The organism is Propioniciclava sinopodophylli, from assembly GCF_004324755.1.
GTDB lineage: Bacteria > Actinomycetota > Actinomycetes > Propionibacteriales > Propionibacteriaceae > Propioniciclava > Propioniciclava sinopodophylli.
This window is the reverse complement of sequence record NZ_SDMQ01000002.1, coordinates 66,690-85,539: the sequence shown is the minus strand read 5'-3', so window position 1 is coordinate 85,539 and position 18,850 is coordinate 66,690. Positions and strand designations below refer to the sequence as shown.

Annotated in this window: 15 protein-coding genes and 1 pseudogene; 12 read left to right on the top strand and 4 right to left on the bottom strand. The window is 68.7% G+C overall.

All coding sequences use genetic code 11. The features are described from left to right. Positions 1-21: 21 nt before the first annotated feature. The 3 genes from ET989_RS02615 to ET989_RS02605 form a co-directional block, all read right to left on the bottom strand. Positions 22-2,631 carry a sodium-translocating pyrophosphatase gene (locus tag ET989_RS02615; protein WP_131167011.1) on the bottom strand — a complete coding sequence of 870 codons (2,610 nt, stop codon included), beginning with the start codon at positions 2,629-2,631 and terminating at the stop codon, positions 22-24. A gap of 80 nt (positions 2,632-2,711) precedes the next feature. Further along, positions 2,712-5,195: a sodium-translocating pyrophosphatase gene (locus tag ET989_RS02610; protein ID WP_180320753.1), complete on the bottom strand. Its 2,484-nt coding sequence runs from the start codon at positions 5,193-5,195 to the stop codon at positions 2,712-2,714. A 245-nt stretch (positions 5,196-5,440) separates the two neighbouring features. Further along, positions 5,441-6,343 (bottom strand): hypothetical protein, encoded by a 903-nt coding sequence (locus tag ET989_RS02605; protein WP_131167009.1) that lies wholly within the window; start codon positions 6,341-6,343, stop codon positions 5,441-5,443. A 297-nt stretch (positions 6,344-6,640) separates the two neighbouring features. On the opposite strand from ET989_RS02605, the gene ET989_RS02600 reads away from it, so the two are divergent. Genes ET989_RS02600 through ET989_RS02565 form a run of 8 tightly spaced genes read left to right on the top strand, consistent with a single transcriptional unit; the run spans position 6,641 to position 13,272 of the window. Beyond that, the gene (locus tag ET989_RS02600) at positions 6,641-7,312 is read left to right on the top strand and encodes a helix-turn-helix transcriptional regulator (RefSeq protein ID WP_180320751.1); all 672 of its coding nucleotides are present in this window, start codon (positions 6,641-6,643) and stop codon (positions 7,310-7,312) included. Next, entirely contained in the window at positions 7,309-8,745 is a 1,437-nt protein-coding gene (gene sufB / locus ET989_RS02595; RefSeq protein ID WP_131167007.1) for a Fe-S cluster assembly protein SufB, read from the top strand. Before ET989_RS02600 ends, sufB begins: the two co-directional genes overlap by 4 nt. A 28-nt stretch (positions 8,746-8,773) precedes the next feature. Beyond that, positions 8,774-9,955 (top strand): Fe-S cluster assembly protein SufD, encoded by a 1,182-nt coding sequence (gene sufD, locus ET989_RS02590; protein ID WP_206662197.1) that lies wholly within the window; start codon positions 8,774-8,776, stop codon positions 9,953-9,955. Next, positions 9,952-10,278 (top strand): non-heme iron oxygenase ferredoxin subunit, encoded by a 327-nt coding sequence (locus tag ET989_RS02585; RefSeq protein WP_131167006.1) that lies wholly within the window; start codon positions 9,952-9,954, stop codon positions 10,276-10,278. The genes sufD and ET989_RS02585 overlap by 4 nt, the downstream gene beginning before the upstream one ends. A gap of 19 nt (positions 10,279-10,297) precedes the next feature. After that, positions 10,298-11,062: a Fe-S cluster assembly ATPase SufC gene (sufC, locus tag ET989_RS02580; RefSeq protein ID WP_131167005.1), complete on the top strand. Its 765-nt coding sequence runs from the start codon at positions 10,298-10,300 to the stop codon at positions 11,060-11,062. Continuing rightward, entirely contained in the window at positions 11,055-12,383 is a 1,329-nt protein-coding gene (locus ET989_RS02575; RefSeq protein ID WP_131167004.1) for a cysteine desulfurase, read from the top strand. Before sufC ends, ET989_RS02575 begins: the two co-directional genes overlap by 8 nt. After that, entirely contained in the window at positions 12,380-12,883 is a 504-nt protein-coding gene (gene sufU, locus ET989_RS02570) for a Fe-S cluster assembly sulfur transfer protein SufU (protein WP_131167003.1), read from the top strand. The genes ET989_RS02575 and sufU overlap by 4 nt, the downstream gene beginning before the upstream one ends. Then, complete coding sequence (locus ET989_RS02565) at positions 12,880-13,272, top strand: metal-sulfur cluster assembly factor (RefSeq protein ID WP_131167002.1); 393 nt, start codon at positions 12,880-12,882, stop codon at positions 13,270-13,272. The genes sufU and ET989_RS02565 overlap by 4 nt, the downstream gene beginning before the upstream one ends. Positions 13,273-13,345: 73 nt before the next feature. Here the strand turns inward: ET989_RS02565 and ET989_RS02560 are convergent. Then, positions 13,346-14,404 (bottom strand): annotated as a pseudogene (locus ET989_RS02560) (AI-2E family transporter); the annotation flags it as partial. 139 nt (positions 14,405-14,543) lie between these two features. On the opposite strand from ET989_RS02560, the gene ET989_RS02555 reads away from it, so the two are divergent. The 4 genes from ET989_RS02555 (at position 14,544) to ET989_RS02540 (ending at position 18,666) form a co-directional block, all read left to right on the top strand. Next, positions 14,544-15,764 carry a M20 metallopeptidase family protein gene (locus tag ET989_RS02555; RefSeq protein WP_131167000.1) on the top strand — a complete coding sequence of 407 codons (1,221 nt, stop codon included), beginning with the start codon at positions 14,544-14,546 and terminating at the stop codon, positions 15,762-15,764. A gap of 57 nt (positions 15,765-15,821) precedes the next feature. Next, on the top strand, positions 15,822-17,423 hold the full coding sequence (locus tag ET989_RS02550) for an ABC-F family ATP-binding cassette domain-containing protein (RefSeq protein ID WP_131166999.1): 1,602 nt from the start codon (positions 15,822-15,824) through the stop codon (positions 17,421-17,423). Between the two features lie 78 nt (positions 17,424-17,501). Further along, positions 17,502-18,065 carry an AMIN-like domain-containing (lipo)protein gene (locus tag ET989_RS02545; protein WP_206662196.1) on the top strand — a complete coding sequence of 188 codons (564 nt, stop codon included), beginning with the start codon at positions 17,502-17,504 and terminating at the stop codon, positions 18,063-18,065. 106 nt (positions 18,066-18,171) lie between these two features. Then, on the top strand, positions 18,172-18,666 hold the full coding sequence (locus ET989_RS02540; protein WP_131166998.1) for a DUF456 domain-containing protein: 495 nt from the start codon (positions 18,172-18,174) through the stop codon (positions 18,664-18,666). The last annotated feature ends 184 nt before the right edge of the window (positions 18,667-18,850 follow it).

The window sequence follows — 18,850 nt, the reverse complement described above, 5'->3', positions numbered from 1 at the left end:
CTACCGGTGGCCGCCGCCCCCTCAGGTCGCCGGCTCGTCCACGACCGGGTCGATGTCGGCGGTGGTCAGCATGGGCGCGTCGATGCGCATCTTGTAGAACGAGCGCCACATGAAGACCAGCGCCGCGATGAAGCTCGCGACCGCCAGCACGGTCACCAGCGTGTGCGCCTCGGAGTGACGCAGGCTCACGCCGAGCTCGACGGCCAGCAGGCCGAACAGGGTGGTGAACTTGATGACCGGGTTGAGGGCCACCGAGCTGGTGTCCTTGTAGGGGTCACCCACGGTGTCGCCGACGATCGAGGCGTCGTGCAGCGGCGTCCCCTTCGCGGCGAGGTCGACCTCGACGATCTTCTTGGCGTTGTCCCAGGCGCCACCGGCGTTGGCCATGAAGATCGCCTGGTAGAGCCCGATGATCGCGATCGAGACCAGGTAGCCGATGAAGAAGTACGGGTCGGTGAACGCGAACGCGAGCGTGGCGAAGAACACGCCCAGGAAGATGTTGAACATGCCCTTCTGGGCGTACTGGGTGCAGATCTCCACGACGCGGCGCGAGTCGGCCTCGGACGCCTTCGTGACCCCGTCCAGCTTGATGTTGTCGGCGATGAAGCCGACGGCGCGGAACGCTCCGGTGGTGACGGCCTGGATCGACGCCCCGGCGAACCAGTGGATGACGGCGCCGCCCATGATCAGGCCGAGCAGGAACGGCGCGTACAGCAGCGACAGCTTGTCGATGTTGGCCGTCATGCCCGAGGTCAGCAGCATCATGATCGAGAAGATCATCGTGGTGGCGCCGACGACGGCGGTGCCGATGAGCACGGGCTTGGCGGTGGCCTTGAAGGTGTTGCCCGCGCCGTCGTTGAGCTCGAGCAGGTGCTTGGCGCGTTCCCAGTCGGGGGTGAAGCCGAAGTCGCGCTCGACCTGCTCGGAGACGCCGGGGATGTCCTCGATCGTGGACAGCTCGTAGATCGACTGGGCGTTGTCGGTGACCGGGCCGTAGGAGTCGACGGCGATGGTGACCGGTCCCATGGCGAGGAAGCCGAAGGCGACCAGGCCGAAGGCGAAGACGCCGGGGGCGACCATGAGGGTGTCGAGGCCCAGCATCGACAGGAGGTACGCGCCGGTCATCAGGGCGACGATGGACAGGCCCAGCCACAGTGCGGAGAAGTTGCCGGCCACGAGGCCTGACAGGATGTTCAGGGACGCCCCGCCGCGCTGGGAGGACTTCACGACCTCCTCGACGTGCTTGCTCTTGACCGAGGTGAACACCTTGACCACCTCGGGGATGAGCGCCCCGGCCAGGGTGCCGCACGACATGATCGCCGCGAGCTTCCACCACAGCGAGCCGTCGCCGAGGTCGGGGATGAGCAGCCACGAGACGGCGAAGGTGGCCAGGATCGACACCACCGAGGTGATCCAGACCAGCTCGGTGAGCGGGCGCTCGAAGTCGATGTCCTCGGAGTGCGTGTGCTTGGCCCGCGTGATCGCCGAGCTGGCGACATAGCTCAGCAGCGAGGCGCCGATCATCGTGGCGCTCACGGTGAACAACCACACCAGCAGGGTCGCCTGGGTGGCGGGGACGGCGTCCGCCCCCAACATCTGGCCGCCGACGGCCAGCATGATGAACGTGACCAGCGCGACGCTCGTCACGCCGTAGGTCTCGAAGCCGTCCGCAGACGGGCCGACCGAGTCGCCGGCGTTGTCGCCGGTGCAGTCGGCGATGACGCCCGGATTGCGGGCGTCGTCCTCCTTGATCTTGAAGGCGATCTTCATCAGGTCCGAGCCGATGTCGGCGATCTTGGTGAAGATACCGCCGGCGATACGCAGCGCGGAGGCGCCCAGCGACTCGCCGATCGCGAAGCCGATGAAGCAGGAGCCCGCGATCTCGCCGGGCAGCACGAGCAGGATCATCAACAGGATCAGCAACTCGAGGCTGATCAGGACCGTGCCGATGCTCATACCGGCGCGCAGCGGGATGTGGTGCAGGTCGTACGGACGCCCGCGCAGCGACGCGAACGTCGTGCGCGAGTTCGCGAAGGTGTTCACGCGGATGCCGAACCATGCGATGCCGTAGCTGCCGGCCATGCCGAGCAGGCTGAACGCGAGGATGATCAGCGACTGGCCCAGCGGCGTCCCGACCAGGAACTGGAAGTAGACGAAGATGACCGCCGCGGTGAACGCCCACAGGATCATCAGGAAGCGGCCCTGCTGCTTGAGGTATGCCTGGCAGGTCGCGTAGATCAACTCGGACACCTCGCGCATCGCCGCGTGGACGGGCAGGCGGCTCAGGCCCAGGAAGCTCCACAGGCCGAACCCGAGGCCGGCCACGCTCATCGCGATGCCGAACAGCAGCAGGGTGCGCCCGTCGACGGCGCCACCGAAGAACGTCGCCAGCGCCAGGTCGGGAAGGTGGAGGTTCGCTTCGCCGCCGGCCGGGCGCGCGCCGTCGCCGGTCTGGGCGGTGGTGGTGCAGCCGGCCAGCGCGAGCAGCGCGAGGACGGGGATCACCCCGCGGGCGCGGCGGGAGGGGGAAGAGCTGCGGCCCGGGCGTCCGAGCAGGCGTACTGGAGCGGTCACGTGACCCCTTCGTGCGTCGTCGTTGGCGCGCAGCCGGGCGTCCGGCTGCTTGGACATGCACAATAGAGGGCCGCCCGCGGGTACGGGCAACCCCCTATTGGGACAGCAGTTTTCACTTGGCGTGACGTTGTGGCCTTTCAGCCATTGAGCTCGGCCAGTCGCTGGGCGACGATGTCGTCCGCGGTGAGCATGGGGGCGTCGATGCGCATGGCGTAGAACGACCGCCACACGAACACGCACGCGGCGAGGAAGAACACCCCCGAAAGCACCAGCACGAGCATCCCCTGGCCCGCTTGGGTCAGCATGACGCCGAGTTCGACGGCCAGCAGGCCGAACAGGGTGGTGAACTTGATGACCGGGTTGAGCGCGACCGAGCTGGTGTCCTTGTAGGGGTCGCCGACGGTGTCGCCCACGATGGACGCGTCGTGCAGGTCGGTGCCCTTGGCGTCGAGGTCGACCTCGACGATCTTCTTGGCGTTGTCCCAGGCGCCGCCGGCGTTCGCCATGAAGATCGCCTGGTAGAGGCCGAACAGGGCGATCGAGATCAGGTAGCCGATGAAGAAGTACGGCTCCAGGAAGGCGAACGCCAGCGTCGCGAAGAAGACGCCGAGGAAAATGTTGAACATGCCGCGCTGGGCGTAGATCGTGCAGATCTCCACGACGCGCTTGCTGTCGGCCTCGGACGCCCGCGTGGCGGTCTCGTCCAGCCGGATGTTGTCCTTGATGAACTCGACCGCGCGGAACGCTCCGGTGGTGACGGCCTGGATGGACGCCCCGGTGAACCAGTAGATCACCGCGCCTCCGGTGACCAGGCCCAGCAGGAACGGGGCGTGGAGCAGCGACAGCTTGTCGAGGTTCTCGGTCATGCCGACCGTCAGGCCCATGATGATCGAGAAGATCATCGTGGTCGCGCCGACGACGGCGGTGCCGATGAGGACCGGCTTGGCGGTCGCCTTGAACGTGTTGCCGGCGCCGTCGTTCTCCTCCAGCAGGCGCTTGGCGCGGTCCCAGTCGGCGTCGAATCCGTGCTCGGCGCGGACCTGCTCGGTGACGTTCGGGACGTCCTCGATCATGGACAGCTCGTAGACCGACTGCGCGTTGTCCGTGACCGGGCCGTAGGAGTCGACCGCGATGGTGACCGGGCCCATGCCGAGGAAGCCGAACGCGATCAGGCCGAACGCGAAGACCGCGGGGGCCTTCATGTCGTCGCCGAAGCCCAGGGCGGTGGAGATGACGTAGCCGACGCCCATGAGGGCGACGATGGCGATGCCGAGCCAGTAGGCGGAGAAGTTTCCGGCGACGAGACCCGACAGGATGTCGAGCGAGGCCCCGCCGGAGTTGGCCGACTTCACGACCTCCTCGGTGTGCCTGCTCTTGACCGAGGTGAACACCTTGACCAGCTCGGGGATCAGCGCGCCCGCGAGCGTGCCGCACGAGATGATGATCGACAGCTTCCACCACGTGGTGCCGTCGCCGAGGTGGGGGATCAGCAGGGCGGACGTCGCGAAGGTGAGGAGGATCGAGACGATCGAGGTGATCCAGACCAGCCAGGTGAGCGGGGCCTCGAAGTCCATCTCCTCGGCGTGCTCGTAGCGGCTCTTGGTGAGCGCGGCATTCACCGCGTAGGAGGCTCCGGACGCGACGACCATGACGGCACGGATGAAGAAGATCCAGACCAGCAAGGACGCCTGCAGCACGGACTCGGTCGGCGGGATCGCGAGCATGATGAAGGTGACCAGCGCGACGCCGGTGACGCCGTAGGTTTCGAAGCCGTCCGCGGACGGGCCGACAGAGTCGCCGGCGTTGTCGCCGGTGCAGTCGGCGATGACGCCGGGGTTGCGGGCGTCGTCCTCCTTGATCTTGAACACGATCTTCATCAGGTCCGAACCCACGTCGGCGATCTTGGTGAAGATGCCGCCGGCGATGCGGAGGGCGCTCGCGCCGAGCGACTCACCGATCGCGAAGCCGATGAAGCACGAGCCGGCGATCTCCGCTGGCAGGAACAGCATGATCGTGAGCATCATGAACAGCTCGACCGAGATGAGCACCATGCCGACGCTCATGCCCGAGCGCAGCGGGATCTGGTGGAGCGGGTAGGGGCGACCACGCAGGGACGCGAACGCGGTGCGTCCGTTCGCGAACGTATTGACGCGGATGCCGTACCACGCGATGGCGTAGCTGCCCCCCATGCCGACGAGGCTGAAGCCGAGGATGATGAGCACCTGGCCCCAGCCGGAGCCGACCAAGAACTTGAAGTAGATGAAGATGACGCTGGCGATGAACACCCACAGGATCAGCAGGAACTTGCCCTGTTGGCGCAGGTAGGCCTTGCAGGTCTCGTAGATCAGTTCGGAGATCTCGCGCATCGCCGCGTGGACCGGCAGGCGCTTGAGCTGCATGTAAGAGGCGAGGCCGAACGCCAGGCCGCCGACGCAGACGACGAGGCCGATCAGGAGCAGGGTGGTGCCGTTGACGGTGCCACCCAGGAACGTCGCCGCCGAGAGGTCGGGCAGGTGGATGTTCGCCTCGCCACCCGCGGAGTGTCCCGACGTGGGGGGCGCGCTGGGCCCCGAGCAACCGGCGACGCCGAGGAGTGTGAGCAGGAGCGGCAGCGGGGCCATCAGCCGGCGGGATTCCACGGGTGATTCCTTCGTTCGTCGTACGGCGCGGAGCGCGTCGGCACCAACACTACGCCCTGTAGTGGAGGCATTGGTGTACTCCACAACTTGTCTCACCATCCTCCGCCGAGAGCCCCGGGTTCGTGTGCCGAGAGCCCCGGGTTTCTGTGCCGAGAGCCCCGGGTTTCTGTGTCGAGAGCCCCGGGTTCGTGTGTCGAGAGCCCCGGGTTCGTGTGCCGAGAGCCCCTTCAGCCGCGCCGACGCGGGCGCCGGAGGTCGTGGGCCTCCGGGCACATGCCGTGGTCGACGCGGTGGTCGCCGATGAACGGCTGCAGCGAGGCGAGGATCGCGCCCGGTGTGTGGACGTCCTCGGCCGTCCATCGGACGAAGCGCACGTTCTGACCCTCGATGCGCCGCTGCCGTTCGTACTCACGCCTCCGGACATCGGCGACCGTCTCGCCGGGACGCAGCAACTCGTCGTACTTGATCGCGCCATCGAACTCGCCGACTAGCCCGAACTCGCGCCAGAAGAAGTCCGTGCGCCCCAGCAGGAGACCCCAGGCGTCCACGAACTCGTGCTGGAGCAGCGGCATCGGGATGCCCGACTGCAGGATGTGACCGCGCACGAGTGATTCGTAGGCCGACTCGCTCAGTGGGGTCGCGCGCAGAGCGGCCTCGGTCGCATGCCGACAGCCCCGCCCTCCGCGTACCTCGTCCAGCAACTCGGCCCGGTCGCACCCGAGCCGCAGGGCGGCGTCCGCGATCGCGAGCGCCGGCCCGAACAGCGTGCGCCGCATCATGTCGGACGCCGTGCGTGCGAGTGAGGTGACCGGGAGGTCGTCGACCTTGACCACGGACGGGTCACGGAGCGGCGTCGTGAAGGAGTGTCCGGAGGTGGTGATGCGGCCGTGCCCGCCGCCGGTGTGGACGACGTGCACCCGGTCGAGGTCGGCATGGAAGATCGGCAGCCCGTGGATGAGCGCCGCTGAGGCGCGCGCAAAGTAGCTCCCCGGCCGGAGGTGGGGGAGCCGGGCCTCGACGCGCTTGAGGTGGAGGGCGTACGGGTCGGCTGGCGGTTCGTCGAGGAACACGCCTGGGCGGAGCTTGATCCTGGTGAGCGGACGGTCGGATGAGCTGTTCAACTGGTGCATGCCCGGACAGTGGGCGGTCGAGCCCCATCCATGTCACCTGTTTCTCCACCCTGTGCACAACGGACGCCGCGGCCCGAGACGGCCTGTGGACGAAGGGCTCTCGACGCCCAACACCGGGGCTTTCGACGCCCAGCACCGGGGCTCTCGACGCGTAACGCCGGGGCTCTCGGCGCGTAACACCGGGGCTCTCGACGCGTAACGCCGGGGCTCTCGGCGTCCACGGTCGCGGTGTCGGTTGCACGAGGGTGAATATCTGCAAGTAGGATGTTTCTTAATACGCGTGTGAGGAGGGGAAGTATGACGGAGCAGCTGGTGGTGCCCGAACACGACGATGCGTCCACGCGTGACCGCGTGGCCCGCAGCATCCTCGAGCACGGTCCGAGCACGGCGGCCGACCTCGCGGAGCGGTTGCACCTGACGCCCGCGGCCGTCCGCCGGCACCTCACCGTCCTCACCGACGCCGGCCACCTCGAATCCCGCGAGCAGCGCGTGTACGGCCAGCGCGGGCGCGGGCGTCCGGCCAAGGTGTTCGTCCTGACCGACGCCGGCCGCGAGACGTTCCACCACGCCTACGACGACCTGGCCATCCGCGCCCTGCGGTTCCTGCGGGAGGCCGGGGGAGCCCAGGCAGTCACGGCCTTCGCCGAGCACACGATGGACGAGGTCCGTCGCCGGTTCACCGCCGAAGGTGCGGAATACGCCACCCCCGCCGATGCGTTGACGGATGTGTTGAACGAGCAGGGCTACGTCGCCAACCTGCAACCGGTGGCGTCGGGGACCCAGCTGTGCCAGTACCACTGTCCGGTGTCGCACGTGGCGCGGGAGTTCCCCGAACTCTGCGCCGCCGAGACCCGGCTGTTCTCCGAGCTGTTGGGCAGCCACGTCCAGCGGATCGCGACCATTGCCCATGGAGACGGGGTGTGCACCACGCACATCCCCCACCCGGTTGAGAGGAAGAAGGTCTCATGACCCAGACCCAGGCCCCTGGCCTCGGTGCGACGCAGGACGAGCACCTCGAGGCGCTCGGCAAGTACCGCTTCGGCTGGCACGATGCCGACACCGCCGGCGCGTCCGCGCGCCGCGGCCTGAACGATGACGTCGTGCGCGACATCTCCGCGCGCAAGGGTGAGCCTGAGTGGATGCTCGAGCGGCGCCTCAAGGGCCTCAGGCTCTTCGAGCGCAAGCCCATGCCCACCTGGGGTGCGGACCTCGGCGGCATCGACTTCGACAACATCAAGTACTTCGTGAAGTCCACCGAGAAGCAGGCCCAGACGTGGGAGGACCTGCCCGAGGACATCAAGAACACCTACGACCGCCTCGGCATCCCGGACGCCGAGAAGCAGCGCCTCGTCGCCGGCGTCGCCGCGCAGTACGAGTCGGAGGTCGTCTACCACAAGATCAACGAGGAGCTTGAGCGCCAAGGCGTTGTTTTCCTCGACACCGACACGGGCCTGAAGGAGTACCCCGAGCTCTTCCAGGAGTACTTCGGCACCGTCATCCCGACCGGCGACAACAAATTCGCCGCGCTGAACACCGCGGCGTGGTCGGGAGGCTCGTTCATCTACGTGCCCAAGGGCGTCCACGTCTCGATCCCGCTTCAGGCCTACTTCCGGATCAACACCGAGAACATGGGCCAGTTCGAGCGGACGCTGATCATCGCCGACGAGGGCTCCTACGTCCACTACGTCGAGGGCTGCACCGCCCCGATCTACAAGTCCGACTCGCTGCACAGCGCCGTCGTGGAGATCGTCGTGAAGAAGGGCGCCCGCGTCCGCTACACGACCATCCAGAACTGGTCGAACAACGTGTACAACCTCGTCACCAAGCGCGCCACCTGCGAGGAGGGCGCGACGATGGAGTGGATCGACGGCAACATCGGCTCCAAGGTGACCATGAAGTACCCCGCTGTGTGGCTGCTCGGCGAGCACGCCAAGGGCGAGACGCTGAGCATCGCATTCGCGGGCGAGGGCCAGCACCAGGACACCGGTTCCAAGATGGTGCACGCAGCCCCGCACACGAGCTCGTCCATCATCTCCAAGTCCGTGGCCCGTGGCGGCGGGCGTGCGTCCTACCGCGGCCTGGTCGAGGTGCAGCCGAACGCGCACCACTCGGCGTCCAGCGTCAAGTGCGACGCCCTCCTGGTCGACACGATCTCGCGCTCCGACACGTACCCCTACGTGGACGTGCAGACCGACGACGTGTCGATGGCACACGAGGCGACGGTCTCGAAGGTGTCGGATGACCAGTTGTTCTATCTGATGCAGCGCGGCATGGAGGAGGACGAGGCCATGGCGATGATCGTGCGTGGCTTCGTGGAGCCCATCGCGCGCGAGCTGCCGATGGAGTACGCCCTCGAGTTGAACCGCCTGATCGAACTGCAGATGGAAGGAGCCGTGGGCTGACGCCCGCGGACAAGAGGACAAGAAGACTGTGACCATCACCGAAGTTCCCAACGTCGCGGGCGCGATCGAGACCCTCGAGTCGCACCTGCATCCCCAGCCCAGCTTCGACCTGGCCGACCACCCGTCGCCCAACGGCCGCGAGGAGGTGTGGCGCTTCACGCCGATGCGCCGCATCGCCCCGCTGCTGGAGGAGCGCGCCAACGAGGACCGCGAGGGCGACCCCGCCGTCGCGTTCACGCTGAACGCGCCGGACGGCGTGGAGGCGTCCACCCTGAACCGCGGGCAGGCCCCGCGTGGCACGGTGCTCGTGCCGGGCGACCGCCCGGCCGCGCTGGCCGACCTCGGCTGCGAGGACGCGCTGTACGTGCGCATCCCCGCCAACACGGAGGTTGCTGAGCCGATCCGCCTCGAGATCGAGGGTCGGGACGCCGGACGCCGCAGCAACGCCGTCCACGTCATCGTGGCCGAACCGAACTCGAAGGCGACGATCGTCTACCGGCACAGCGGGTCGACCCAGCAGCTGGAGAACATCGAGATCGACGTGCGCGACGGTGCCAACCTCACCTTCGTGTCGCTGCAGGACTGGGCCGACGACACCCTGCACGCCGCCGAGCACACCGCTCGCGTCGGCCGGGACGCCACCTACCGCCACGTCAACGTGAGCTTCGGCGGCGACGTCGTCCGGATGCACACCAACGTGTACTACGACGGCCCCGGCGGCAGCGCCGAGCTGTTCGGCCTGTACTTCGCCGACGCCGGACAGCACATCGAGCACCGGCTGTTCGTCGACCACAACGCCCCGCACACCAAGAGCAACATCGACTACCGCGGCGCGCTCCAGGGGCAGGACGCCCACGCCGTCTGGATCGGCGACGTGGTCATCCGCAAGGTGGCCGAGGGCATCGAGACCTACGAGTCGAACAAGAATCTCGTCCTGAGCGAGGGCGCCCGCGCCGACTCGGTGCCGAACCTCGAGATCGAGACCGGCGAGATCGCCGGCGCCGGGCACAGCTCGACGACCGGACGCTTCGACGACGAGCACCTGTTCTACCTGACCAGCCGCGGTATCGACCCCGTCGAGGCCAAGCGCCTGGTGGTGATGGGCTTCTTCGTCGACATCATCCGCCGCATCGGCATCCCCGACGTCGAGGAGCGCCTCGTCGCCGAGGTCGAGCGCGAGCTGGCTGCGTCGGTGGGAGCCGCCAAGTGAACTGGGCCCGCGCCTGCTTCGCCTCCGATCTGGAGGACGACAAGCCGTTCTCCGTCGAGGTCGGCGACGAGCTGGTGGCGATCGTCCAGCACGAGGGCGAGCTGTTCGCCATCCGCGATCAGTGCAGCCACGGGCGCGTCATGCTGAGCCTCGGCGAGGTGGTCGATTGCACCATCGAGTGCTTCGCCCACGGCAGCCGCTTCGACCTGCGCACCGGTGAGGCGCTCGACCTCCCCGCCACCCAGCCGGTGCCGGTCTACCCCGTCAAGGTCGAGGGTGACGACGTGCTCGTCGACCTCGCCAACCCGATCTCCACGAACTGAAACAGGAGCCACGAAAGCCATGTCCCTCGTCATCAACGACCTGCACGTCGACGTCCTCACCGAGGACGGCCCCAAGCAGATCCTCAAGGGCGTCAACCTGACCATCAACCCCGGTGAGGTCCACGCGATCATGGGGCCTAACGGCTCGGGCAAGTCGACCCTGGCCTACGCCATGGCCGGCCACCCCAAGTACCAGATGACCTCGGGCTCGGTGACCCTCGACGGCAAGGAGCTGAACGAGCTCAGCGTCGACGAGCGCGCCCGCGCCGGCCTGTTCCTCGCCATGCAGTACCCGGTCGAGGTGCCAGGCGTGTCGGTGTCGAACTTCCTGCGCACCGCGAAGACCGCGATCGACGGCGAGGCCCCCAAGGTCCGCACGTGGGTCAAGGAGGTCAACCAGGCCATGGGTGCCCTCGGCCTCGACTCGTCCTTCTCCGGCCGCTCGCTGAACGAGGGCTTCTCGGGCGGCGAGAAGAAGCGCGCCGAGATCGTCCAGCTGCAGCTGCTCAACCCCAAGTACGCCATCCTCGACGAGACCGACTCCGGCCTCGACATCGACGCCCTGCGCGTCGTGGCCGACGGCGTCAACCGCTACACGGGCCAGGGTGACCGCGGCGTCCTGCTGATCACGCACTACACGCGCATCCTGAACTACATCAAGCCCGACTTCGTGCATGTCTACGTCGACGGCCGCGTGGTCACCGAGGGCGGGCCCGAGCTGGCCGCCAAGCTCGAGGAGACCGGCTACGACGCCTACATCGCGGCGGCGCGGGCGAATGCCTGATTTCGACCCCACGGCGGCCGACGGGCTGGGGGCGTTCGAGGCGCCCCCGGCCGCGTTCGCGCTGCCAGGGGTCGTCCGGGGTGACTTCCCGGTGCTCGGACGCCACGTCAACGGCCACCCGCTGGCCTACCTCGACTCGGCGAACACGTCCCAGAAGCCGCGCAGCGTGGTGGAGGAGATGTCCGACCACCTGCTGCTGCACAACGCCAACGTCGCCCGCGCCATGCACACGCTCGGCGCCGAGGCGTCCGCCGCCTTCGAGGCCGGACGCGCGAAGGTGGCCGCGTTCATCGGTGCGCGGACCGAGGAGGTCGTGTTCACCAAGAACGCCTCGGAGGCGCTCAACCTGGCCGCCCACACCCTCGGCGACCACCTGAGGCTGGGCCCCGGCGACGAGGTCGTGGTGTCGGTGATGGAGCACCACTCCAACATCGTGCCTTGGCAGCTGCTGTGCCAGCGGACCGGCGCCACCCTGCGCTGGTTCGACATCACCGACGACGGACGCCTGGACCTGGCCGCGGCCGAGGAGGACTCGCTGATCAGCGAGCGGACGAAGGTCGTCTCCCTCACGTGGGTGAGCAATGTGCTCGGCACCGTCAACCCGATCCCCGAGCTGGCGGCCAGGGCGCACGCCGTGGGCGCCGTCATGGTCGTGGACGGCTCCCAAGCCGTCCCGCAGATGCCGGTCGACGTCACCACCCTCGGCGCGGACCTGCTGGCGTTCACCAGCCACAAGATGCTCGGGCCCACGGGTCTGGGCGTGCTGTGGGGGCGCTACGACCTGCTCGAGGAGCTGCCCCCGTTCCTGGGCGGCGGCGAGATGATCGAGGTCGTCCGCATGGAGGGCTCGACGTTCGCCCGTCCGCCCGCGCGCTTCGAGGCCGGGACGCCCGCGATCGCGGAGGCCGTCGGCCTCGGCGCCGCCGTCGAGTACCTGACGATGGTCGGCATGGAGCGCGTCGCGGCCCACGAGCAGCTGATCACCGCCTACGCGTTGCAGCAGTTGCAGCAGGTCGAGGGGCTGCGCGTCCTCGGGCCGACCGAGGCCGTCGACCGCGGGGGAGCGATCTCGTTCACCCTGACCAGCGACGACGGGTTCGACATCCACCCGCACGACGTCATGCAGATCCTCGACTCGCGGGGCGTGGCGGTGCGCGGTGGTCACCACTGCGCGCGGCCCCTGCACCAGCGGCTGGGCATCCAGGCATCGTCCCGGGCGTCCGCCTACCTGTACACGACCCCGGACGAGGTCGACCGGCTCGTCGAGGCGTTGGATCACACGCGCACGTTCTTCAGCGGGCACTCGGGAGGGAAGCGATGAGCGTCGAGTCGATGTACCAGGAGATCATCCTGGACCACTACAAGGCCAGGCACGGCTCCGGTCTGCGCGACCCGTACGAGGCTGAGGTCACCCACGTGAACCCGTCGTGCGGCGACGAGATCCTGCTGCGCGTCCACCTGGACGGCGACACCGTCGCCGACGTCAGCTACGACGCGGTGGGCTGCTCGATCTCGCAGGCGGCGACCTCGGTCATGCACGACCTGGTCGTCGGCCGCACGGTCGAGGAGGGCCTGTCCACCATGGGCGCCTTCCAGGCGATGATGCACAGCCAGGGCAACCACGAACCCGACGAGGACGTCCTGGAGGACGGCGTCGCGTTCCTCGGTGTCGCCCAGTTCCCAGCGCGCGTGAAGTGCGCCCTGTTGGGCTGGTCGGCGTGGAAGGACGCCGTCGCCCAGGCCCTCACCACCACCCCGGCGGCCGCGGCCGCCGACGACACCCGGATGGCTGAGCCTGTCGAAGCCAAGGAGGAAAAATGACCGACGAACCCCGCCCGTCCGACCTCGTCAAGGACACGTTCCCGGACGCCCCGGGCGCGGCCGCCGCGCCGCTCGCTGACCGCCCGAGCATCGAGGACCTCGAGGAGGCCATGCGCGACGTGGTCGACCCCGAGCTCATGGTGAACGTCGTCGACCTCGGCCTGGTCTACGGCATCCACCTGGACGAGGAGAACAACGCCACGGTCGACATGACGCTCACGTCCCCGACGTGCCCGCTCACCGACCGGCTCGAGTACGACACCCAAATGGCTCTGGGCCCCCTGGTGAACTCGGCCACCATCAACTGGGTCTGGCTGCCACCGTGGACGCTGGACAACATCACCGACGAGGGCCGCGAGCAGTTGCGCGCGGTGGGTTACAACCTCTGACGCGTCCGGGACGCAGCTCCTGATGACCACCACGACGGCGCCCCTCGGGGCGCCGTTGACGCGTCGTGTGGGGTCAAGCCGTGGCGGGGCCCGGGTCGGGGTCGTCCAGCGGCAGTTCGGGCTGGGCCGGTTCCGGCACGGGGTCGGCGGAGGCCGGCTCGTTGGAGATGAACGCGTTCACCCAGCGCATCTGCGGGTCGTGGTCGACGAGCACCGCCTTGGCCAGCAGCGTCATCGGCAGGGCCAGCAGCGCCCCGAGGGCGCCGAGGACCGAGCTCCACAGGAGCAGAGACAGGAACGAGACGAGCGCGGTGATGCCCACGGCGTCCCCGTTGAACTTGGGCTGGATGATCGACTGGATGACGAAGTTGGCCACCGAGTAGATGATCACCACCAGCAGCGCGGTGAGCGGGTCGTTGGCCAGCAGCGCCATGATGGCCGGCGGCACGAGGCCGATCACGAAGCCCACGTTCGGGATGTAGTTCGTGATGAAGCTGAGGATGCCCCACACCATCGCCAGCGGGACGCCCAGGAACTCCAGGGCGATGACGTCGATGACCGCCACGATGAGGCCGAAGATCGAGGTCACGACCCAGTAGCGGCGGACGCCCGCGATGAAGTCGGCGATCGAGTGCCACACGCGGGGCTGGTGGCGCCGCAGCAGGTGGTTGCGGTCGCCGAAGGTCTCGGAGTCGAAGGCCATCATGAAGACCATCACCACGATGACAGCCAGCAGCGAGACCACGTTGGTGACGCTGCCCAGCGCGCTGGAGAGCAGCCCGGCGAGGCTGCTGGGGTTGACGCCCTTGACCTGGTCGACGACCTGCTGCTCGGAGATGCCTAACTGCGCCATCAGGGCGACGACCTCGTGGTACAGCTTCCAGAACTGGGGCTGGTAGCGGGGCAGCTCCTGCACCAGCGCGGTGAACGACCACGTCAGCGCGTAGGCGAAGAGCGCAAGGATCGCGAACACCGTCAGGGCGAGGACGACCTGGGCCAGGAGCCGCGGCACCTTCAGTGAGACCAGCCACGTGTAGACGGGGTAGGCGGCGATGAAGAGGTTCACCGTGAGCAGCAACGGGCCCAGGATGTCTGCGTACTGGCGCATGCCGAACAGGACCACGATGCCGGCCGTCACGGTGAGCAGGATGACGGCGATGCTGGGCATCACCGGGGGGCGCTGCGTCTGCTCCATGAGCACACCCTAGGTGGTCGACCGGACAAGATCGGCGGACGCACGACTGGCGGTGCGGCGTCCTAGACTCGGGGCCATGCCTGACTACCTCGCCGAAGCCGCCGGACTCGCCGCCGAGATCACCGACCTGCGCCACCGGCTGCACCGCTGGCCGGAGATCGGCAACGACCTGCCGCGCACCCAGGCGGCGGTGCTCGAGGCGCTGGCGGGGCTCGACCTGGAGGTCACGACGGGCGAGGCCACCACGTCGGTCACGGCCGTGCTGAGGGGTGGCGCGGGGGCGTCCGCCGACAAGCCGGTCGTGCTGCTGCGCGGCGACATGGACGGCCTGCCGGTGCAGGAGGAGACGGGCATGCCGTTCGCGTCCGAGCGCGACGGGCACATGCACGCCTGCGGCCACGACGTGCACACCGCGACTCTGGTGGGGGCCGCCAAGCTGCTCCACGCGCACCGCGACGAGCTGCCCGGAGACATCGTGTTCATGTTCCAGCCGGGGGAGGAGGTGCTCAGCGGGGCCAACCACATGCTCGCCGAGGGCGTCCTCGAGGCCGCCGGCCGCACCGTCGACCGGGCGTTCGGCCTGCACACCTTCTCGGCCAACTTCGCGCCCGGCACGTGGACGACGCGGCCCGGCACGCTGATGGCGGCGTCCGACCTGGTCGCGGTCGACATCATCGGACGCGGTGGGCACGGCTCGGCACCGTTCATGGGCAACGACCCGGTGCCGGTGATGGCGGAGGTGATCCTCGCGATTCAGACCATGATCGCGAAGAAGTTCAGCAACGCCGACCCGATCATCGTGAACGTGGGGGTGGCGAACGCCGGCGGGGCGGCCAACATCATTCCGGAGAAGTGCCACCTGGAGATGTCCATCCGGACCTTCTCGGCCGGTGCGCGCGAGCGCGTGCGGCCGCTGATCACCCAGCTGATCGAGGGGATCGCGTCCGCGCACGGGTGCCGCGCCGAGGTCGACTACCGCCTGGGCGTCTCGCCGACCGTCAACGACCCTGAGGTCGTCGACTTCGTCGGCCGCGTCGTGGGCGGCCTGGTGGGGGAGCGCTACTCGGTGCTCGAGGAGCCGCTCGGCGGCTCGGAGGACTTCTCCGAGGTGCTGGCCCGCGTACCCGGGGCGTTCCTGTTCTACTCGGGCGTCCCGCGGGGCAGCAGCATGGCCGACACGTCCTACAACCACTCCGCGACAGCGTGGTTCGACGACGAACCGATCGCCGAGGCCATGGTCGTCTACGCGGCGCTGGCCCACGAGTCGCTGGTGGAGTTGTCGCGCGCGGCTGGCTGAGCCCCCACCCGGGCGGCTGAACTTGGCGAAGCCCCGGTAGCGGTAGACTCGGCCCACGTGATTGTCGCGCGCGAACTGACGGTGGCCGTGGGGGCCCGTACCCTGCTCGAGCCCACCAGCTTCCAGATCGCTTCGGGCGACCGCATCGGTCTGGTCGGCCGCAACGGCGCGGGCAAGACCACGCTCACGAAGATCCTCGCCGGCGAGGGCCAGGCCGCTGGTGGCCAGGTCACCAGGACCGGGCTGATCGGCTACCTCCCGCAGGACGCCCGCGTCGGCGACCTCACCCAGTTGGCCCGCGACCGCATTCTGTCGGCGCGCGGGCTGGACTCGATCCTCAAGCGGCTGGACACCTACACCCAGGCCATCGCGGACGCCGCCACCGACGACGAGCAGGAGGACGCGCTGCGCCGCTACGCGCGGGCCGAGGCCGAGCTCGACGCCGCAGGCGGCTACGCCGCCGAGTCCGAGGCGGCCCGGATCTGCGCGAACCTCGGCCTGCCCGACCGCGTGCTGACCCAGGAAATCGCGACCCTGTCCGGCGGACAGCGCCGCCGCGTCGAGCTGGCCCGCATCCTGTTCTCGGGCGCCGACGTGCTGCTGCTCGACGAGCCGACCAACCACCTCGACCACGACTCCATCGTGTGGCTGCGCGGGTACCTTGCGACGTACCCCGGCGGCATCATGGTGATCTCCCACGACACGGGCCTGCTGGACGCGGTGGTCAACAAGGTGTTTCACCTCGACGCGATGCGCTCGGAGATGGACCTGTACAACCTCGACTGGAAGAAGTACCTCGTCCAGCGGGAGACCGACGAGAAGCGGCGCAAGCGCGAGCGCGCCAACGCCGAGAAGAAGGCCGGCCGCCTGCTGGAGCAGGCCGCGAAGCTGGGCGCCAAGGCGACGAAGGCCACTGCGGCGCAGAACATGGCCAAGCGCGCCGAGAAGATGCTCGCCGCCACGGAGGGGGAGCGCGCCGCCGACCGGGTCGCGAAGATCAGGTTCCCCGGGCCCGCGCCGTGTGGCCGGGTGCCACTCACGGCGTCCGAACTGAGCAAGAACTACGGCTCGCTGGAGGTTTTCACCGGCGTCGACCTCGCCATCGACCGCGGCGCGAACGTGGTGGTGCTGGGGTTCAACGGCGCGGGCAAGACGACGCTGCTGCGCATCCTGGCCGGCATCGAGACGCCGGACACGGGCGAGGTCGTGCCCGGGCACGGGCTGAAGCTGGGCTACTACGCGCAGGAGCACGAGACCATCGACGGTGCGCGGTCGGTGCTGGACAACATGGTGTCCGCCTCGCCCAACCTCGACGACACCCAGGTGCGGAAGATCCTCGGGTCGTTCCTGTTCACCGGCGACGACGTCGACAAGCCCGCCCGCGTGCTGTCCGGTGGTGAGAAGACCCGTCTGGCGTTGGCGATGCTCGTGGTGTCGGCGGCGAATGTGCTGCTGTTGGACGAGCCCACCAACAACCTCGACCCGGCCTCCCGGCGCGAGGTGCTGGAGGCGATCCGGACGTACGCCGGCGCGACGATCCTAGTCACCCACGACCCCGGCGCCGTCGAGGCCCTGCAGCCCGATCGTGTCTTGTTGCTGCCCGACGGCGACGAGGATCTCTGGTCCGCTGACTACGCCGACTTGATCACTCTCGCCTGAGGCGTAACCTTTCCGGCCGCGCGGGCGTCTACAGGGTGTGAGGGCCCCGACCCCCGGGCCCCACGAGAGGAGTCAGCCATGTCCACCCTGACGATGCTCCGCCGCCTGGCCGTCGTGCTCGCGGCGAGCCTCCTGGCGCTGGTCCTGCCGGCGTCCCTGCCCGCGGCCGAAGCCGCCACCCCCTACTGCGGAATCACCTGGGGATCCCTCACCAAGGCATCCGGCACGCACCAGGACCAGGTGCTGACCCATGTCCGGACCGGCCGCCACGCCTGTTACGACCGGCTCGTCATCGACCTCAAGGGCAGCACGCCGGCCGGCTACTCGGTGCGGTACGTCGACAACGTCTACCAGGACGGTTCCGGGTACCGCGTGCCGTTGCGCGGTGGTGCGAAGCTGCAGGTCATCGTGCGTGCCCCGGCGTACGACGCGTGGGGCCGGCCCACCTACCGGCCCGCCAGCGTGACGGACCTGACCGACGTGACGGGCTTCGACACCTTCCGCCAGGTGGCCTGGGCTGGCTCGTTCGAGGGGCAGAGCACCCTGGGGCTCGGCGTGCGGGCGCGCCTCCCCTTCCGGGTGTTCGTGCTCGACGACGGATCCTCCGCCCGACTCGTGATCGACGTGGCCCACCGCTGGTGAGCCTCGGTGTGTCGCCGGGCGTCGGACGACGGTGACACGGCCTGCGGCCTCCGCCCCGACCGGGGCGGGGGCCGCAGGCGCCTGCGCAAGACGGTAGCCTTGCCCGATGCCCGTGGAACTGATCGCCGCCCTGTCGGTCGTGCTCGTCGTCGTCGGCGTGTGCGGGATCGTCGTCCCCGTGCTGCCGGGGAGCCTGGCGATCCTCGGCGGGTTGTTGGTCTGGGCGATCTGGGGCGGCTCCCCGTTCGGCTGGCTGGTGTTCGGGATCGGCGCGACGTTCGTCGCGGCGGGCGCGAGCGCGCAGTACCTGATCACCGGACGTCGGCTCAAGGAGCGTGCCATCCCGAACCGCTCGGTGATCATCGGACTGGTCGCGGGCGTGATCGGCCTGTTTGTGATCCCCTTCCTGGGCCTGCCGATCGGGTTCACCATCGGCCTGCTCGCCTCGGAGTACGCGCGTGTGCGCAACCTCCGGGAGGCCGCGTCGACGTCCTGGACGGCCCTGAAGTCGGTTGGCCTGGGCATGCTTGTGGAACTCGCCCTCGCGCTGTGCGCCGCCGCCACGCTGCTGGTCGGCATCATCACCCACCTCATCGGGTGACCCGGGGGCCCTCGGCCGACGCGACCGGGGCTGTCGGCGTGTTGCCGCAGTTGTCGCGCAACAGTCCACGGGTTGGGCACTTTTCGTCCGGGTCGTGAGCCGATCGGGCCCGGGACGACGTGCCCGGACGCGGGTTGCTACGGTGCGTAGTAGTCGATCGGCGACTCCAGCACTCGAGGACGAG